The organism is Sphingomonas sp. STIS6.2, from assembly GCF_000732685.2.
GTDB lineage: Bacteria > Pseudomonadota > Alphaproteobacteria > Sphingomonadales > Sphingomonadaceae > Sphingomonas > Sphingomonas aerolata.
Genome location: NZ_JPDP02000073.1, coordinates 1 through 15,436, shown reverse-complemented (window position 1 = coordinate 15,436; position 15,436 = coordinate 1). Strand labels below are relative to the sequence as shown.

Genomic DNA, 15,436 nt, shown 5'->3' with positions numbered 1-15,436 from the left:
CTGGACCGCATCGACCCCCGCCTCGATCTGGCGGACGAGATACTCGACGGTGTTGTCGGCGATCGCATCGATGATCGCTCCGAAGGCTGCCGGATCGCGATAGGCGAAACGCCGGGTCTCGCCCTGATCCTTGCTGCCCTTGCCCGCCACCATATAGGTCGCAACCGTCCAGGGAGACCCCGCAAAGCCCAGGAACGTCGTCTCGGGCGGCAAGGCCTCGGCGACCCGTGCGACGGTCTCGTAGACCGGCTCCAGCCGCTCCGGCACCGACTGCAGGCGATCGAGCGCATGATCGACCAGCGCGGGTTCGAGCCGCGGCCCCTCGCCCACCCCGAAGCTCAGATCCTGCCCCAGCGCCCAGGGAATCATCAGGATGTCCGAGAACAGGATCGAGCCGTCGAAGCCGAACCGGCGGATCGGCTGCAGCGTCACCTCGGCGGCGGCCTCGGGATCGGTCGCGAGCGCGAGGAACCCGCCCTTTTCCGCTCTGAGCGCGCGATATTCGGGAAGATAGCGCCCGGCCTGGCGCATCAGCCACAGCGGCGGGGTCGCCTGACGGTCGCCGTGCAACGTCGCCAGAAGCGGCTTGAAGGTCGGCACATTGGGGGTCGGATCGGTCAGCGGAGCACCCTTCTTCTACTATAAGAAGATTCAAGAAAGAGGTTGTTGCAGTGGTTGGGCGGTTGATCACGGGACTTATGCGGTGATCCCGGAAATGCCAACAGCTTGACCTCTGCACACCCGTACAAACGCGCTGATTCGATTCAACCGTTCCCGCAACCCACAGCCTGTGGATAACTTTTCGGCCTGTGCGCGGCCCTGTGGACAAAAGGTGACTTATCCACAGCAACCGGCCCGCTTGGCGGGAGGCATGAGTTACGCTAGCCCTTATCCGCATGTTATCCACAGATTCATCCCGATGCCCCCCCGCGGCAGGGCTACGCGACCTATGATACGGCTCCATCTTCACCTGCTGTCGGACTCGACGGGCGAGACGCTGGAGAACATCGCCAAGGCGGCGCTCGCGCAATATGACGATGTCGAGACCGTCCGCCATTTCTGGCCGATGGTCCGTACCGAGGCGCATCTCGAGCGCATCCTTCAGGAGGTCGCACAGAATCCCGGGCTCGTGATCTTCACCCTGGTGAACCCCGCGACGCGGCGGATCCTCGAACAACGCTGCCTTGCGCTTGGTCTCCCCGCGGTCGCGCCGCTCGATCCGGTCAACGATGCGCTGTCGGGACTGCTGGGTCAGCAGGCCAAGGCGCGGCCGGGTCGCCAGCACGTCCTCGACGCCGCCTATTTCGCGCGCGTCGACGCGATCCAGTGGACGATCGCGCATGACGACGGGATCGCGTGGGAAGAATGGGAGGAGGCCGACATCGTCCTCGCCGGCGTCTCGCGCTCGTCGAAAACGCCCACCTCGATCTACCTCGCCAATCGCGGCTACAAGACTGCCAATATCCCGATCGTCGTCGAAAGCCCGCCGCCGAAGATCCTCTACACCTTGCGGAAGCCGCTGATCGTCGGGCTGACGACGAGCGCTGACCGGCTGATCCAGGTGCGCCGCAACCGTCTGCTGTCACTGCATCAGGCACCGGACACCTCCTATGTCGAGGAAGAGGCCGTGATGCGCGAACTCGCCTTTGCGCGGCGGATGTTTGCGGACAATGGCTGGCCAGTGATCGACGTGACACGGCGGTCGATCGAGGAAACCGCGGCGGCGATCATCGCGCTGTGCAACCAGCGCCGGCCCGAGGCATGAGCCTGCTGATCCTCGCCTCGCAGAGCGCGTCGCGTCGTACCATGCTCACCGCGGCGGGCGTCGCGTTCGATGCGACCTTTGCAGGTGTCGACGAGGATGCGGCCAAGGCGGCCCTGGTCGCGCTGTCACCGCGCGATCTTGCCGACGCGCTTGCCGAACTCAAGGCGACGAAGGTCTCGACGCGGATGCCGGGACATCTCGTCCTTGGCAGCGACTCGCTCGTCGCGCTGGAGGACGGCACGATCCTCGACAAACCGGTCGATCGCGATGACGCGGCCGCGCACCTGCGACGGATGTCGGGCACGCATCATGACCTGTGGAGCGCGGCGGTCATCGCGGAGAATGGCCGACCGGTGTGGCGCCATGTCGAGCGCGCGCGGATGCATGTCCGGCCGCTGTCCGACGCGTTTATCGAAACCTATCTCGAAGCCGAGTGGCCGGCGATCGCGGGGTGCGTCGGCTGTTACCGGATCGAGGGTCTAGGCGCGCAGCTCTTCACGAAGATCGACGGCAGCCAGTTCACCGTGCTCGGCATGCCGCTGCTCAACGTGCTCGATTTCCTCCGGACCCGCGGTGCACTGCCCGCCTAGCGCGTGTGCCTCTGACGGCGATCGGCGTTCGTCTGGCAATCCCGGTGGTATCGATTACACGCCATCGATGCGGTGGCGGCGTCGAACGCGAGCCAGCCCGGGATCTTATGGAGCTCTGAATGACCCCTCGCCCCTATGCCGAAGTGATCGGCGATCCGATCGCCCAATCGAAATCGCCACTGATCCACGGCTTCTGGCTCGACGCGCTCGGGATCGACGCCGAGTACCGGCACAAGCACGTCACCGTGGCAGAGCTTCCAGCCTATTTTGCCGCGCGAAAGAGCGATCCCGCCTGGCGGGGCTGCAATATCACCATGCCGCACAAGCTGGCGGCGCTCGATCATGTCTCGGATCCCGGCGACGTCCGGGGTTCGATCGGCGCGATCAATACCGTCTTCCGCAACTCCACCGGCGACTGCATCGGTACGAATACCGATGCTGCGGGGTTCTGGGCGCCGATCGATGATCTCGATATCGCCGGCCAGCCCGTCACCGTGATCGGTGCGGGCGGCGCAGCGCGCGCGATCCTGTTTGCGCTGTCGCGTATGGGCGTCGGTCCGGTGACGATCCTCAACCGCAATCCCCTCAAGGCGGCGGCGTTGCTGTCGACATTCGGGCTCAAGGGACAGGCGTTGCCGATCGGTCCGGCGGTCCCGCCGTCGCGGCTGCTGGTCAATGCGAGCATCCTCGGCATGGCCGGTCAGCCGCCCCTCGACCTCGATCTCGGCGCGCTCGATCCCGACTCGCTCGTCTATGACATCGTCTATTCGCCGCTCGAGACCGGACTGCTCAAGGCCGCCCGCGCGCGCGATCTCGAAACCGTCGACGGGCTCGAAATGCTCATCGGCCAGGCGGCGGTCGCGTTCGAGATTTTGTTCCACGTGGAACCTCCGCGGGACCGCGACGAGGCCTTGCGCGCGCTGCTCACCGCATGATCGTCGGGCTTACCGGATCGATCGGCATGGGCAAATCCGCGGTCGCCGCGATGTTCGCGGAGGAAGGCGTCCCCGTCTTCGACGCCGATGCGACGGTCCACAAGCTGCAGAGTATCGGCGGCCGACTCGTCGACCCGATCGGCGCCGCGTTTCCCGGCACTGTCCATGACGGTGCCGTCGACCGCGCAAGATTGGGCGCGGCGGTGTTCGGCGACGACGCCGCGATCCGCCGTCTCGAGGCGATCGTGCATCCCGCGGTCGGTGAGGAGCGTCAGGCGTTTCTCGATTCTCATGCCGGCGCACTGGTCGTGTTCGACGTGCCGCTGTTGTTCGAAACCGGCGGTGACGCGCGCGTCGACTGCATCGTCGTCGTGACCGCCGCCGCCGATGTCCAGCGGGCCCGCGTTCTCGCCCGCCCCGGCATGACCGCCGAGCGATTTGCCGCGATCCTCGCCCGCCAGACACCCGATTCCGAGAAACGCGCGCGTGCCGATCATGTCATTCGCACCGACACGAGTTTCGACGAAACTCGCGCGCAGGTTCGTGCGGTGATCGCTTGCGTGACGGGACGTGAGCGCCGATAACAGCCGGATGCGTGAGATCGTCTTCGATACCGAAACCACCGGCCTCAGCTTTTCCGGTGGCGATCGCATGGTCGAGATCGGCTGTGTCGAGATGGTCAACCGGGTCGAGACCGGGCGCACCTTCCACGCTTATTACCATCCCGAACGGGACATGCCGGTCGAGGCGTTCAACGTCCACGGACTGAGCCAGGCGTTTCTCGCCGACAAGCCGCGGTTCGGCGACGGCGTAGCGGACCTGCTCGATTTCGTCGGCGATGCGCCGATGATCGCGCATAATGCGAGCTTCGATTTCTCGTTTCTCAACGGCGAACTCGTCAAATGCGGTCGGCCGATCATTCACCTGAACCGGATGATCGATACGCTGCAGATCGCCCGCAGCCGTCATCCGGGCGCGAAGCATTCGCTTGATGCGCTGTGTTCGCGGTTCGGGATCGATAGGAGTCACCGCGTTCTCCACGGCGCGCTGCTCGACGCGCAGCTTCTGGCGCAGGTCTATGTCGAGCTGTTGGGTGGTCGCCAGATCGGTCTCGGCCTGCTCAGCGAGCGAACCGTCACCGCTGCGACTCCGGTCGTCGCACCGGCGCCTCGTGTCGTTCGGCAACCGCGCGTTTTCACGGTCAGCGAGGGAGACCTTGCGGCCCATGCCGCGTTTATGAAGGGGATCAAGGATCCGATTTGGGGGGCCGTGGCGTCCGGATGACGCCGGGCGGACGGAGCCAATAGGACCGTCCGATGAGAAGGAGACGATAATGGATATCCGGATTTCTGGTCATCAGGTCGCCACTGGCGATGCGCTCAACAGCCATGTGGAAGACCGACTCCAGGGTATCGCCGACAAGTATTTCTCGCGCGCCATTTCCGCCGAGGTTACGTTTGGTAAGGGGCCGCATGATGCCGGCTTCAAATGCGATATCGTCGCACATGTCATGAAGGGGCTGGTGCTCAAGGGCCACGCCGATGCCTATGACGCCCGTGCCGCGTTCGACAGCGCCGCGGCCAAGATCGAAACCCAGCTCCGCCGCTATATGCGCCGCCTGAAGGATCGCCATGCGGGTGAAGCCGTGGCGATCGCGGAAAGCAACGGCTATGACAATGCAAGCTATACGCTGTTTCAGGAGCAGGTCACCGAGGACGATGCCCCCGATGCGCCCCTGATCATTGCCGAGACGCGCGTCGACATCCCCGAGGCCAGCGTATCCGACGCGGTGATGATGCTGGATCTTCGCAATACAGCCGCATTATTGTTCATGAATGCGGGTACTGGCGCGCATAACATGGTCTATCGCCGCGGTGACGGCACGATCGGTTGGGTCGAACCGCAACGCTCCGCATCCGCCGCACCCTAATAGAGCGCGCAAGCCGCAACAGCTGTTGTGACGCTGCGCTTTACGCCCCCGTGCAAACCGTTAAGGCGGGGCGTGCGGGGGCGCTTTTGAGACATGAACAGCATGAATGACTTCAGTGATATGCTGCGTCCGGACGCGGTCCTGACCGGCATGGTCGCGGCAAACAAAAAGGCCGTGCTTCACCATGTCGCCACGCTTGCTGCCGAGATTGTCGAAGGCGACGCAAAAACTATCGCAGACCGTCTGATTGCCCGCGAAAAGCTGGGTTCGACGGGATTTGGCGGTGGTGTCGCGATTCCCCATGCCAAACTCGACGGACTGACACAGGTCACGGCGGTGTTCGCGCGACTGGCGCAGCCGATCGATTTTCAGGCCGTCGACGATCTGCCTGTCGATCTCGTCTTCATGTTGCTGTCGCCGACCGATGCGGGCGCGGTTCATCTGAAGGCGCTTGCCCGGATATCGCGTCGGCTGCGCGACAAGCTGTTCCTCGACAAGCTGCGCGGTGCAGGCTCGACCGATGCGCTCTATGCGCTGTTCACCGCCGATGCGGTTCGCGATGCCGCCTGAACTGGCATCCGCCGGCGCCGAGGCGCATTTTCGCGCGCTGGAATCGCTCTACGCCTGTGCGCCGATCAACCGCTTCTTCGAATCCACGCTCGAGATTCCGGAGGCCGGTGTTGCGCGGATCCGGTTCACGATCGACGAACGTCATTATCATGCCGGCGGTGCCGCGCACGGGACGAGCTATTTCAAGATGCTCGACGATGCCGCCTTCTATGCCGCCAACAGCCTCGTCACCGATCGCTTTCTCCTGACGACCGCGTTCAACCTGTTGCTGACCCGCCCGTTAAAGGCGGGGCCGGTCATCGCCGAAGGCCGCTGGATCAGCGGGAAGCGCCGCGTGTTCGTCGCCGATGCCCGGCTGATCGACGCCGAGGGGGAGGAGGCGGCGCGGGGTACGGGTACGTTCATGCGCTCGCGGATCGCCCTGGCCGGGCTTCCCGGATACCGCGTCTCGCCGCGCCCGCTGCCGTGATCGTCCTGCGATGAGCGGCCGTCTCCCCAGCGGCGTCCTCGTCAGTGCGCTGCTCCGACGGGTCAACGACGCCGGCGGTTTCGGCGCGGTGCTCGCCAAAGGGGACGCGCAGGGCGGCGCGATCCTCGTGATCGCCATCGACCGCGGTGCCCTGCCCCGCCTGCTTGAGCGCGGGATCGGCGCCGATGGGCGAACGGCACTGATCGACTCGACTCCGCCCGAAGACCTCGACGGCTATTGGCGTCGACGGCGGTCGAGCGATCCAGATCTCTGGGTGATCGAGGTGGATGTCGCAGCGGCGGAACGGTTCGCCGCTGAAACGATCCTGGCCGATTGACTCCAAAGTCCCCCCGATAGAGGGGATATTCAACATTGATTGGCGTTGTGCTGGGACGGGTGCGATCCGGATCAGTTACGCAGTCGGGGGGATGCCTGGACGATCGGCTCGTACGATTGGTTCCGTGGTCCAACCGCATCTGAATAAGTTTGAATGACGATTTTGCAGCGGGCCGCAACGATTGCGGTCATGACCTTCTCTCTCGCCGGCCTGTTCGGCAACAGCGCGCCCAGCCAAGCGACCGGCGTCGATCGCTCGACCGCCAGCCTCACCGCACTCGCAAATCTAAACGCCCTCTCCTCTCAGAATGTTCCGCAGACCGTTCCCGCCGTGACGCCCGTCACCGCCGTCGAGCCCGCTGCACAGACCGCCGTCCAGACGTCGGCCGAGATCGAAGACGAAGAATTCGAAACGCTCGCCCAGGCCGTTGCCGCGCAGGATAGCGCCGCCGCCGACGAAGCGCTCCAGTGCCTTGCCGGCGCCATCTATTTTGAATCCAAGGGCGAGCCGCTCACCGGTCAGCTCGCCGTTGCCGAAGTCATCATCAACCGCGCCAAGTCGGGTCGTTTTCCCGCCGACGTCTGCGACGTCGTTAAGCAGCGCGGCCAGTTCAGCTTTGTTCGCGGCGGCCAGATCCCCGCGATCAACAAGGGCACGTCGTACCGCACCGCCATCGCCGTCGCGAAGGTCGCACTGGCTGATGCGTGGAACAGCCCGGCCGAGAAGGCACTGTATTTCAATACCGCCGATCGCCGCCCCGCGGGCCGCGTGATCAAGGTCGCTTCGATCGGCAACCACGTCTTCTATCGCTGATCGACAGTCGATCCGGACAGGGTTCGGATCGTGATCAGAATCCTACCTGCATCGCCAACGCTATAAACAATCCGTGAACGCGCTTGCGTCGTTCGCGGATTGTTCTATTTCTGGCGCATGCTCGACAGCCCCCCGGACTCCTGCATCGACGAACCCGGATCGCCCTTATGTGCCGCCGACGTGGCACGCGGCGTGATCCGGATGTTGTTGCGCCACGACCTGACCGCGATGGCGGAAGTTCCCCTCGACGGGGGGCGTCGCGCCGATCTGATGGCGATCGATGCCCGCGGGCAGATCGTCGTCGTCGAGATCAAGGTGTCGCGCGCGGATCTGGTCGGGGATGGCAAATGGCCCGAATATCTCGGGCATTGCGATCGCTATTTCTGGGCGGTGCCGGCCGGGTTCGACATGCGGCCGCTGCAGGGGGCGGCGTTTCTGCCCGAACGTACCGGGATCATCGTCGCCGATCGCTATGACGCCGCGATCGTCCGTGAGGCGCATACGACCCCCCTGCCCGCACATGTCCGCAAACGGTGCACTTTGGCCTTTGCAAGACGCGCCGCACGCCGCCTGATTGCACAGGTCGATCCCGACGCCGCCGGTCTCGCCTTCTGATCCGGCTGGCGGCTGATCCTACCGATACGTGGCAGGATCAGCCGCCCGGCGATGTGATCGTCAGAATTTCGGCCCCGCGACTGCCTTGCGGGTCTTCTTCGGCGCATCGGCCAGCAGCTTCGTCACCACGACGTTGCGACCATCCTGCTTGGCATAATCGCGGGCCGACATGCCGGCGATGATATCCGCCTGATCGGGATCGGCATTTTCGGTGAGCAGCACGCGGATCATGGCGATGTCGCGGCGCTGAACGGCGCGGATCAACGGCGTTTCCCCTGCCGAATTGGCAAGATTCGGATTGGCGCCGGCTGCGGTCAGGATCGGGATCATGTCTGTCTGGCCAAGCGTGACCGCGAGCAGTAGCGGCGTGTTGCCCTTGCCGTCGCGCAGATTGGCGTCGGCGCCTTTCTGCAGCAGGAACCGCAGATAGGTCTCGTCGGCACGTTTGATGACGATGTGCAGCGCACCCTCGCCGGTCGAGACGTCGCGCGCATTGACGATGCTGCTGCCCGGACGCCCGAGCATTTCGAGGACCTCGTTGTTCTTCGACTCGCGCACCGCGTTCAGGAATTTATAGCCTTCCGACTGGTTCTGCGCATGCGCGGCACGCGGGGCGACCACAGTGGCGACGGGAAGCGCGATCACGGCCCCCATCAACAGGGCGCCCATGGTCTTGGCGCCCGTCGTCAGGGTGGGGCACTGGCGGATATACGACATCGATAGATCCTCGGGACGCGGGTGATGTGCGACGCTTGCGCCGCACGGGCTAACAGATCAAGGCTGGCTGTATCATGACCAATCGACGCCCCGCCCTTCTCGCTGCCCTCGCGCTCGCGGCGTGCAGCCCCTCTGCGCCCGATACGAGCGCGGCGCCCGCGACTCCGCCGCTTGCCGGCGCGCGGATCGGCGGGCCGTTCACGCTCGTCGATCAGGACGGCCAACAGGTCAGCGACCGGCGGTTCGCGGGCAAATACCGGATCATGTATTTCGGCTACACCTTCTGTCCCGACGTCTGTCCGACCGACATGCAGACGATCGGCGGCGCGGTGAAACTGCTGGAGGCCAGCGACCCGGCGCTCGCGGCGCGGATCGTGCCGATCTTCGTGACCGTCGATCCGACGCGTGACACCCCTGCGGTCGTCAAGCAGTTCGTCACCGCCTTTCATCCGCGCATCGTCGGACTCACTGGCAGTCCCGCGGCGATCGAGACGGTGAAGAAGGAATTCGCGATCTTCTCGGCCAAGGGGGATGCCGCGCCCGGTGGCGGTTACCTCGTAAATCACTCACGTCAGGCCTATCTGATGGATCCGGACGGCAAGCCTCTCGCGCTGCTGCCACAGGATAAGGGACCACAGGCCTTGGCCGACGACATCAAGCGCTGGGCCCGATGAGCGCCAGATTCTGGGAAGACACGCCGATCGAGAAGCTCGACCGCGGCCAGTGGGAAGCCCTGTGCGACGGTTGCGGCAAATGCTGCATTCACAAGCTCGAGGACGAGGATACCGGCGAACTCGTCGCGACCAACGTGTCGTGCCGGCTGCTCGACCGGCGCAGCGGGCAGTGTTCGGACTATCGCCACCGCCACGCCTATGTCGCCGAATGCGTGCGCCTCACGACGTCGAACGTCCGCGACATCGACTGGCTGCCCTCGACCTGCGCCTATCGCCTGCGCGCGGCGGGCGAGCAGCTTCCCGAGTGGCATTATCTCGTCTGCGGCGACCGCGAGGCGGTGCACCGCGCCAAACAGTCGGTCCGCGGCTGGACGATCAGCGAGGACGAGGCCGGAACTCGAATATCACGTGATCGACCGCGAACTCTGACCCGGTGATCGACGGCCTCGAGATCATCCGGCATCCGCGCGCGCGCCGGGCACGGTTGTCGATCGATCCCGCCAGCGGTCGCGCCCGGCTCGTCCTGCCCAAGCGGGCGGCCTTGAAGCAGGCGCTGGCCTGGGCGGAGGAGAAGGCGGACTGGATCGCCGAACAGCGCGCGCGTCTGCCGCAGCCGCAGCCTTTCGTTCCCGGTGCGGTCGTAATGGTCGCCGATGAGCCGGTGACGATCGCGTGGAGCCCGGGCAGCCGCCGCACGGTGGTCCGAGACGGCGCGGTCCTGTCGCTGTCCGGTCCCGTCGAGACGATTCCCCGCCGCGTCGAGGCATGGCTCAAGCGTACCGCGCTGGGCCTGCTGGACCTGGAAACCGCCGAATATGCCGCCAAGGCGGGGGTGAGCGTCACGCAGGTCGCGATCGGCGATGCCAGGGGCCGCTGGGGCAGCTGCGCGTCGAGCGGGGTGATCCGCTACAGCTGGCGGCTGATCCTCGCCCCCGGCTTCGTACGGCGGGCAACCGTGGCGCATGAGGTCGCCCACCGCGTCCACATGAACCACGCGCCCGCCTTCCACGCGCTCGTCGCCGATCTCTATGGTGAGGATCCGACCCCGGCGCGCGTCTGGCTACGCACGCATGGCGCGGCGCTTCACTGGGTCGGTCGATCGTCCTGAAAGCGATCGCGCGAACTCTCGCGTGACCAGTCCCGCTGGGGCGCGCGCGGCTGCGGCGCGGCGGGATCGCGGCGTGGTGCGTCCCGGCCCGTTACCCTGTCGATCCAGTCCTGGTTCAACTGCTGCTGCGGCACCTGCGGGGCCTGGTCGGACGGGTCCGCATCGGGGCGCGGTATCGGCTCACCCGCCGGGGCATCGCTCGGCATGTCCGGAACGCCGCCAGGCTCGATCGGATTGCCATTCTCGTCGACCATCATCTGGCCGTTGTCCGGCTGGCCGAAATAGCTCTCCTCATCGGGTTCGAGCTGCCATTCGGGCAGGGTCACCTGCGTCTCGAACTGCTCGATCGGGCGATTGGCCGTGGCGGGCTTCATGAACGCCGCCCAGGCGCGCGCCGGTGCCGTACCGCCGTGCAGTCCGGAGATCGGCTTGGCGTCGTCGCGGCCCATCCAAACGCCGGTGGTGATGCCGCTCGAGAAGCCGAGGAACCAGCCGTCCTTCGACGAACTCGTCGTGCCCGTCTTCCCCGCCACGGGCCGCCCGATCTGCGCGGCGCGCCCGGTGCCGGTGTTGACCGCGGTCTGCAACAGGTCGGTCATCTCGGCGGCGACATAGGGGGCGACGAGGACGTGGCTGCGATCGACCTCATGCGTGTAGATCGTCTGGCCGTTCGCGGTCACGCGAGTGATGCCATAGGGGGTCACCGCGACGCCCTTGCTCGCGACGCTGGCAAAGGCGCGCGTCATGTCGATCACGCGGACCTCCGACGTGCCCAGCACCATCGAGGGATGCGTGTTGACCGTCGTCGTGATCCCGAACCGCCGCGCCATGTCCGCGACCGTCGTGAAGCCGACCTCCTGCCCCAGTTTCGCTGCGACGGTGTTCAGCGAATAGGCAAAGGCGGTGCGCAGGCTGACCGCACCGGAATTGCGCCGCGAATCGTTGCGCGGGCTCCATCCGTCGATCGTCACGGGTTCGTCGACGATCGAATCCTCCGGCTTGTGCCCGGCCTCGAGCGCGGCGAGATACACGAACAGCTTGAACGCCGAACCCGGCTGGCGGACCGCCTGCGTCGCGCGGTTGTAGATCGACGAGACATAGTCCTTGCCGCCGACCATCGCCTTGACCGCGCCATCGCGGTCGAGCGACACCAGCGCGCCTTGCGCACCCGCGGGGGCATTCGCCCGGATCGCGGCATCGGCATCGCGCTGCATCGACAGGTCGAGCGTCGTCCAGACCTCGAGCGGGGCCTCGGTTTCGTCGATCAGCGTGTCGAGCTGCGGCAGGGCCCAGTCGGTGAAGTAGCGGACGCTGTTCTGCTTCGGCTCGGGCGCCAGTTTGAGCCCCTGCACATCGGCATCGGCGGCCTCGCTCGCGCTGATGACGCCGGTTTCCGCCATCGTCTTCAGCACGACGCCCGCGCGGCCCATCGCGGCCTCGGCATCGGCAGTCGGCGAATAATTGGACGGTGCCTTGACGAGCCCGGCGATCACCGCCGCTTCGGCCAGCGACAGGCGGTCCGCCCCGTGGCCGAAGAATTTACGCGACGCGGCGTCGATCCCGTAGGCGCCGCCGCCATAATAGACCTTGTTGAGGTAGAGTTCGAGGATTTGGTCCTTGCTGAACTTGCGCTCGAGCGCGAACGCCAGGATCCATTCGCGGAACTTGCGCCCAAACTTCTTCTGGTTGTTGAGGAAGACGTTGCGCGCCAACTGCTGCGTGATCGTCGACCCGCCCTGCGTCCAGCGCCCGCGATCGAACCGTACCTTGACCGAGCGTGCGATCCCGACCGGATCGACGCCGAGATGCGATCGGAACCGACGATCCTCGACCGCGACGGTCGCGTCGCGCATCACCGCGGGGATCTGGCCATAGGAAAGCCATTCGCCGAAACTCGGCCCCATCGACACGATCACGCTGCCATCGGCGGCATGTACCCGGATCATCTGGCCGTTGGGTGAGGATTTGAGGCTTTCGAAGCTCGGCAGCTGCGCGCGGGCGATGTAGATCGCGATCACCAGCGCGCCGAGCGCGAGGATGGCAATACCGGCGAGAACCTTCAGGAGGAGGACAAACCGGCGGCGCCATGAGGAGCGAGGCCGAGAGGGGCGGGAAGCGGGACGCGCGCGAGCCATGAAGGGTCGACGAAATACGCCTTAACCGCGGCGCCGACAAGCGGTTCGCGTGTGCGCCCGCGGCACGCGCACTCCGCCCGGCGTTTCGTCGACAGTATTCATCGCCGCGCGACGGCGCGTCACGCGCCGATCCGCGTCGCTTGCGCGAGCATTCGGATCAGTACGGGATGCGCAAAGGGGATAAGCCGGGCTGCACCGCGGCTTTCGGCCACCCGGCGCACCGCGCCCGCTACCCCGATCGGCCGCGCGAGCGTCCGCGCCAGCTGCTGCTGCCATGCCGCTGCCCCCCCTGCCCCGTCGGTGCGATAGGCGCGCGCGGCGGCGAGCCCGCTGGCGAGCGCGATGCCCATGCCCTCGCCAGCCAGCGACGGGATCACCCCCGCCTGATCGCCCAGCCGGTACTGCCCCGCCTGCCCCGTCGTCTGGCGCCAGCCATAGGGGACGTTGGCGATCGCATCGATCGTCGCATCCGGGGCGATCGCGGCGACCCATTCGCCGAGCACAGGCATTGCGCGGCCGAGCTCGGCGAGCAGATCCGCCGGCGTTCCCGCTTCCTGCAACCGCGAGCGATGTACTGCCATGCACAGATTCGCGCTGCCATCCTCCTGCATCGCAAGGCCGGCATAGCCCCGGTCGAAGAGATACAGGTCGATCTGCCCCGCCAGCGCCCGTGCCATCGCCGGCGGGGGCACGATGCGGACGCGTATCCCCAGCGTCGGATCGGCGCCGCGGGCGCTTGCCGGCCGTGCGGTCCCGCGGACATCCGACTTGCCATTGGCGAGGAACAGCGCGGGCGCGGCGATCACCGCGCCATCGGCTGTCCGCACCTGGCCGTCTTCGATCGCTCGGACAGTCACCCCGCGTTCGACCGCTGCGCCCTGCGCCACCGCGGCGGCGAGCAGAACGGTGTCGAGCCGCCGTCGCGATACCGATAGTGCAGGCCTTGGCAACGCGGCATGCGCGACGCGGCTACCGGCGAAGATCCGGACGGTCGTCGTTCGCGCCGGGTTGAGCTGATCCGGATCGATCCCCAGCCGCGACAGCGTGTCGAGCGTCCGCCAGCTCAGGAACCCGCCGCACAAGGCGTCGCCCGTCTCGCGGCTACGCTCGATCAACAGATGCGGCAGGCCCCCGCGTGCAAGCTCGATCGCGACCGCCGCCCCTGCCGGCCCGCCGCCGACGATCAGCGCGCGCGTCGCGGTCACCGCAGCCGTTCGACGCACAGCCGGAACGGGAACGCCCGGAACACGCGCGCACCGCGGATCCCCGCCTCGTCGAGGATCGCGGGCCATTCATCCGGTCGGTACGACCGCGCGATCGACAGCGTCCCGTCGTGACGCACGATCGGATGCCAGCGCGCGAGCCGTGCCAGAATCGGGAATCCGCGATGCGCAAACCCGTGGCGATGCAGATCGTTGATCAGCCAGCACCGCGCATGCGTGTCCATGAACCGAAGGAAGGCAATCAGTTGGGCATGGCTCATATGGTGCGCGACCAGGCTGCTGACGATCGCGTCCCAGCGGGGTTCGGCGCCCCTCTGACCGGCGAGTTCGACGTAATCCCCCGTGACATAGCGGATCGTTGATCCCGCGTCCGTATGCATGCGCGCGGCCTGTTCGCTGCGGGGATTGAGGTCGACCCCGACCAGTTCGGTGTCCACGCGTTGCCGGCGGGCCCAGCGCTCGATCGTCCGCAGCATGTCGCCATCGCCGAACCCGACATCGAGCAGCCTCAGCCGCGTCCGGCCCGCGATGACCCGCTTTAGAAAGGCAAGCGTCGGACGCGCCGCCATCGTCACGACATTCACCTTCGCAAGATCGGCGACCACCGCGGCATAGGTTTCCGGCGACAGGTCGTCGGCGTCCATCAGTTCCTCGGCTTGCGCCCGCGCCGTCAGCATCGCGGTGCGCTTCGGAAGCCGATACCCTCGGCTGCGAGACCCGGGCCGAACGCCAGCGCGACGCCGCGCGCGATGTCCGGCCCGGCGAGCAACCGCTGCAGCACGAACATCAGCGTCGCCGACGACATGTTGCCGTTCGCCGACAGCACCGCACGCGACGCGTCGAGCGCATCCGCCGGGAGCGCCAGGGCATGCTCGACCGCATCGAGGATCGATCGCCCGCCGGCATGGACCGCCCATCCGTCGACCGTATCGGCGGGGCGTCCGCCGCTCGCTGCGGCACGGAAGGCGGGATCGGCGAGCGCCTGCGCGATCCGCCCCGGTACTTCTCCCGACAGGTGCATCGCAAAGCCCTGGTCGGTGATGTCCCAGCGGATCAGCGCCTCGCTGTCGGGCAATGCGGTGGCGAACGGCGCTTCGAGCTCGAATCCGCTCGGATCGCTGGTCACCAGCGCCGCGGCGGCACCGTCGCCGAACTGGAGCATCGCCAACAGCGGCTCGATCTCGGACACCGCCTGCAGGTGCAGCGTCGACAATTCGACGGTGACGACCAGCACGTGTGCACCGGGCTCTGACCGGACGATATGCCGCGCGCTGCGGAGCGCGACGACCGCGGCATAGCAACCCATGAACCCGATCAGCAGCCGCTCGACCGTCGCGGGCAGCGCAAGCCTGCGCGCGATGATCTGGTCGATGCCGGGCGCGACGAACCCGGTGCAGCTCGCCACCACCAGATGCGTTATCGTGCCGAGCGCGATCGTTTCCTGAAGCGCGGCGATGGCCTCGAGGGCAAGACCGGGTGCCGCGTCGGCATAGATGGCCATCCGCTCCGCGGTGCCGGGATGCGGATCGATTGCATAAAAGCCGCCGGGATCGAC

Annotated in this window: 19 protein-coding genes and 1 pseudogene; 14 read left to right on the top strand and 6 right to left on the bottom strand. The window is 66.4% G+C overall.

The features are described from left to right. A partial coding sequence (locus sphst_RS11765) for a uroporphyrinogen decarboxylase family protein (RefSeq protein WP_107045571.1) occupies positions 1 to 600 on the bottom strand: 600 nt, incomplete at its 3' end. A 349-nt stretch (positions 601 to 949) separates the two neighbouring features. Between sphst_RS11765 and sphst_RS11760 the strand changes: the two genes are divergently transcribed. The 11 genes from sphst_RS11760 to sphst_RS11710 all read left to right on the top strand — a co-directional run bounded on the left by sphst_RS11760 (position 950) and on the right by sphst_RS11710 (position 8,024). Then, entirely contained in the window at positions 950 to 1,765 is an 816-nt protein-coding gene (locus sphst_RS11760) for a pyruvate, water dikinase regulatory protein (protein WP_031395104.1), read from the top strand. Continuing rightward, positions 1,762 to 2,355, top strand: coding sequence for a Maf family protein (locus tag sphst_RS11755; RefSeq protein ID WP_031395103.1), 594 nt, complete (start codon positions 1,762 to 1,764; stop codon positions 2,353 to 2,355). Before sphst_RS11760 ends, sphst_RS11755 begins: the two co-directional genes overlap by 4 nt. Positions 2,356 to 2,474: 119 nt before the next feature. Next, positions 2,475 to 3,290: a shikimate dehydrogenase family protein gene (locus sphst_RS11750; RefSeq protein WP_031395102.1), complete on the top strand. Its 816-nt coding sequence runs from the start codon at positions 2,475 to 2,477 to the stop codon at positions 3,288 to 3,290. Then, positions 3,287 to 3,874: a dephospho-CoA kinase gene (coaE, locus tag sphst_RS11745; RefSeq protein ID WP_031395101.1), complete on the top strand. Its 588-nt coding sequence runs from the start codon at positions 3,287 to 3,289 to the stop codon at positions 3,872 to 3,874. Before sphst_RS11750 ends, coaE begins: the two co-directional genes overlap by 4 nt. Positions 3,875 to 3,881: 7 nt before the next feature. Then, positions 3,882 to 4,574, top strand: coding sequence for a DNA polymerase III subunit epsilon (gene dnaQ, locus sphst_RS11740; RefSeq protein WP_031395100.1), 693 nt, complete (start codon positions 3,882 to 3,884; stop codon positions 4,572 to 4,574). A 49-nt stretch (positions 4,575 to 4,623) separates the two neighbouring features. Continuing rightward, a complete protein-coding gene (gene hpf / locus sphst_RS11735; protein WP_031395099.1) occupies positions 4,624 to 5,220 on the top strand; it encodes a ribosome hibernation-promoting factor, HPF/YfiA family in 597 nt (198 codons plus the stop codon). Positions 5,221 to 5,322: 102 nt separating this feature from the next. Next, on the top strand, positions 5,323 to 5,790 hold the full coding sequence (locus sphst_RS11730) for a PTS sugar transporter subunit IIA (protein WP_031395098.1): 468 nt from the start codon (positions 5,323 to 5,325) through the stop codon (positions 5,788 to 5,790). After that, positions 5,780 to 6,259 (top strand): PaaI family thioesterase, encoded by a 480-nt coding sequence (locus sphst_RS11725; protein WP_031395097.1) that lies wholly within the window; start codon positions 5,780 to 5,782, stop codon positions 6,257 to 6,259. The genes sphst_RS11730 and sphst_RS11725 overlap by 11 nt, the downstream gene beginning before the upstream one ends. Before the next feature lie 10 nt (positions 6,260 to 6,269). Then, complete coding sequence (locus tag sphst_RS11720) at positions 6,270 to 6,596, top strand: DUF1491 family protein (protein WP_031395096.1); 327 nt, start codon at positions 6,270 to 6,272, stop codon at positions 6,594 to 6,596. A gap of 189 nt (positions 6,597 to 6,785) precedes the next feature. Further along, a complete protein-coding gene (locus sphst_RS11715; RefSeq protein ID WP_234387597.1) occupies positions 6,786 to 7,409 on the top strand; it encodes a cell wall hydrolase in 624 nt (207 codons plus the stop codon). Positions 7,410 to 7,526: 117 nt separating this feature from the next. After that, positions 7,527 to 8,024, top strand: a complete 498-nt coding sequence (locus tag sphst_RS11710) for an MmcB family DNA repair protein (protein WP_031395094.1) — start codon at positions 7,527 to 7,529, stop codon at positions 8,022 to 8,024. 60 nt (positions 8,025 to 8,084) lie between these two features. Here sphst_RS11710 and sphst_RS11705 read toward each other — a convergent pair whose 3' ends face one another. After that, entirely contained in the window at positions 8,085 to 8,741 is a 657-nt protein-coding gene (locus sphst_RS11705; protein ID WP_234387596.1) for an ankyrin repeat domain-containing protein, read from the bottom strand. Positions 8,742 to 8,815: 74 nt separating this feature from the next. Between sphst_RS11705 and sphst_RS11700 the strand changes: the two genes are divergently transcribed. The 3 genes and pseudogenes from sphst_RS11700 (at position 8,816) to sphst_RS11690 (ending at position 10,523) form a co-directional block, all read left to right on the top strand. Beyond that, positions 8,816 to 9,415 (top strand): SCO family protein, encoded by a 600-nt coding sequence (locus tag sphst_RS11700; RefSeq protein WP_107045569.1) that lies wholly within the window; start codon positions 8,816 to 8,818, stop codon positions 9,413 to 9,415. Then, positions 9,412 to 9,844 (top strand): annotated as a pseudogene (locus tag sphst_RS11695) (YcgN family cysteine cluster protein). Before sphst_RS11700 ends, sphst_RS11695 begins: the two are co-directional and overlap by 4 nt. Positions 9,845 to 9,848: 4 nt before the next feature. Further along, complete coding sequence (locus sphst_RS11690) at positions 9,849 to 10,523, top strand: M48 family metallopeptidase (RefSeq protein ID WP_107045568.1); 675 nt, start codon at positions 9,849 to 9,851, stop codon at positions 10,521 to 10,523. Here the strand turns inward: sphst_RS11690 and sphst_RS11685 are convergent. The 4 genes from sphst_RS11685 to sphst_RS11670 all read right to left on the bottom strand — a co-directional run. After that, on the bottom strand, positions 10,499 to 12,658 hold the full coding sequence (locus sphst_RS11685; RefSeq protein ID WP_107045567.1) for a transglycosylase domain-containing protein: 2,160 nt from the start codon (positions 12,656 to 12,658) through the stop codon (positions 10,499 to 10,501). The genes sphst_RS11690 and sphst_RS11685 overlap by 25 nt on opposite strands. A gap of 119 nt (positions 12,659 to 12,777) precedes the next feature. Continuing rightward, a complete protein-coding gene (locus tag sphst_RS11680) occupies positions 12,778 to 13,863 on the bottom strand; it encodes an NAD(P)/FAD-dependent oxidoreductase (RefSeq protein ID WP_234387595.1) in 1,086 nt (361 codons plus the stop codon). Then, positions 13,860 to 14,558, bottom strand: coding sequence for a methyltransferase domain-containing protein (locus tag sphst_RS11675; protein ID WP_031395523.1), 699 nt, complete (start codon positions 14,556 to 14,558; stop codon positions 13,860 to 13,862). The genes sphst_RS11680 and sphst_RS11675 overlap by 4 nt, the downstream gene beginning before the upstream one ends. Then, on the bottom strand, positions 14,552 to 15,436 hold an 885-nt coding region (locus sphst_RS11670; protein WP_107045565.1), incomplete at its 5' end, for a type III polyketide synthase. The genes sphst_RS11675 and sphst_RS11670, both read right to left, overlap by 7 nt.

Excerpts from the sequence above, each read along its gene's own strand:
- sphst_RS11760 (WP_031395104.1), top strand. The coding sequence starts at position 950 with ATGATACGGCTCCATCTTCACCTGCTGTCGGACTCGACGGGCGAGACG.
- sphst_RS11755 (WP_031395103.1), top strand. The coding sequence starts at position 1,762 with ATGAGCCTGCTGATCCTCGCCTCGCAGAGCGCGTCGCGTCGTACCATG.
- sphst_RS11750 (WP_031395102.1), top strand. The coding sequence starts at position 2,475 with ATGACCCCTCGCCCCTATGCCGAAGTGATCGGCGATCCGATCGCCCAA.
- coaE (WP_031395101.1), top strand. The coding sequence starts at position 3,287 with ATGATCGTCGGGCTTACCGGATCGATCGGCATGGGCAAATCCGCGGTC.
- dnaQ (WP_031395100.1), top strand. The coding sequence starts at position 3,882 with ATGCGTGAGATCGTCTTCGATACCGAAACCACCGGCCTCAGCTTTTCC.
- hpf (WP_031395099.1), top strand. The coding sequence starts at position 4,624 with ATGGATATCCGGATTTCTGGTCATCAGGTCGCCACTGGCGATGCGCTC.
- sphst_RS11730 (WP_031395098.1), top strand. The coding sequence starts at position 5,323 with ATGAATGACTTCAGTGATATGCTGCGTCCGGACGCGGTCCTGACCGGC.
- sphst_RS11725 (WP_031395097.1), top strand. The coding sequence starts at position 5,780 with ATGCCGCCTGAACTGGCATCCGCCGGCGCCGAGGCGCATTTTCGCGCG.
- sphst_RS11720 (WP_031395096.1), top strand. The coding sequence starts at position 6,270 with ATGAGCGGCCGTCTCCCCAGCGGCGTCCTCGTCAGTGCGCTGCTCCGA.
- sphst_RS11715 (WP_234387597.1), top strand. The coding sequence starts at position 6,786 with ATGACCTTCTCTCTCGCCGGCCTGTTCGGCAACAGCGCGCCCAGCCAA.
- sphst_RS11710 (WP_031395094.1), top strand. The coding sequence starts at position 7,527 with ATGCTCGACAGCCCCCCGGACTCCTGCATCGACGAACCCGGATCGCCC.
- sphst_RS11705 (WP_234387596.1), bottom strand. The coding sequence starts at position 8,741 with ATGTCGTATATCCGCCAGTGCCCCACCCTGACGACGGGCGCCAAGACC.
- sphst_RS11700 (WP_107045569.1), top strand. The coding sequence starts at position 8,816 with ATGACCAATCGACGCCCCGCCCTTCTCGCTGCCCTCGCGCTCGCGGCG.
- sphst_RS11685 (WP_107045567.1), bottom strand. The coding sequence starts at position 12,658 with ATGGCTCGCGCGCGTCCCGCTTCCCGCCCCTCTCGGCCTCGCTCCTCA.
- sphst_RS11675 (WP_031395523.1), bottom strand. The coding sequence starts at position 14,558 with ATGCTGACGGCGCGGGCGCAAGCCGAGGAACTGATGGACGCCGACGAC.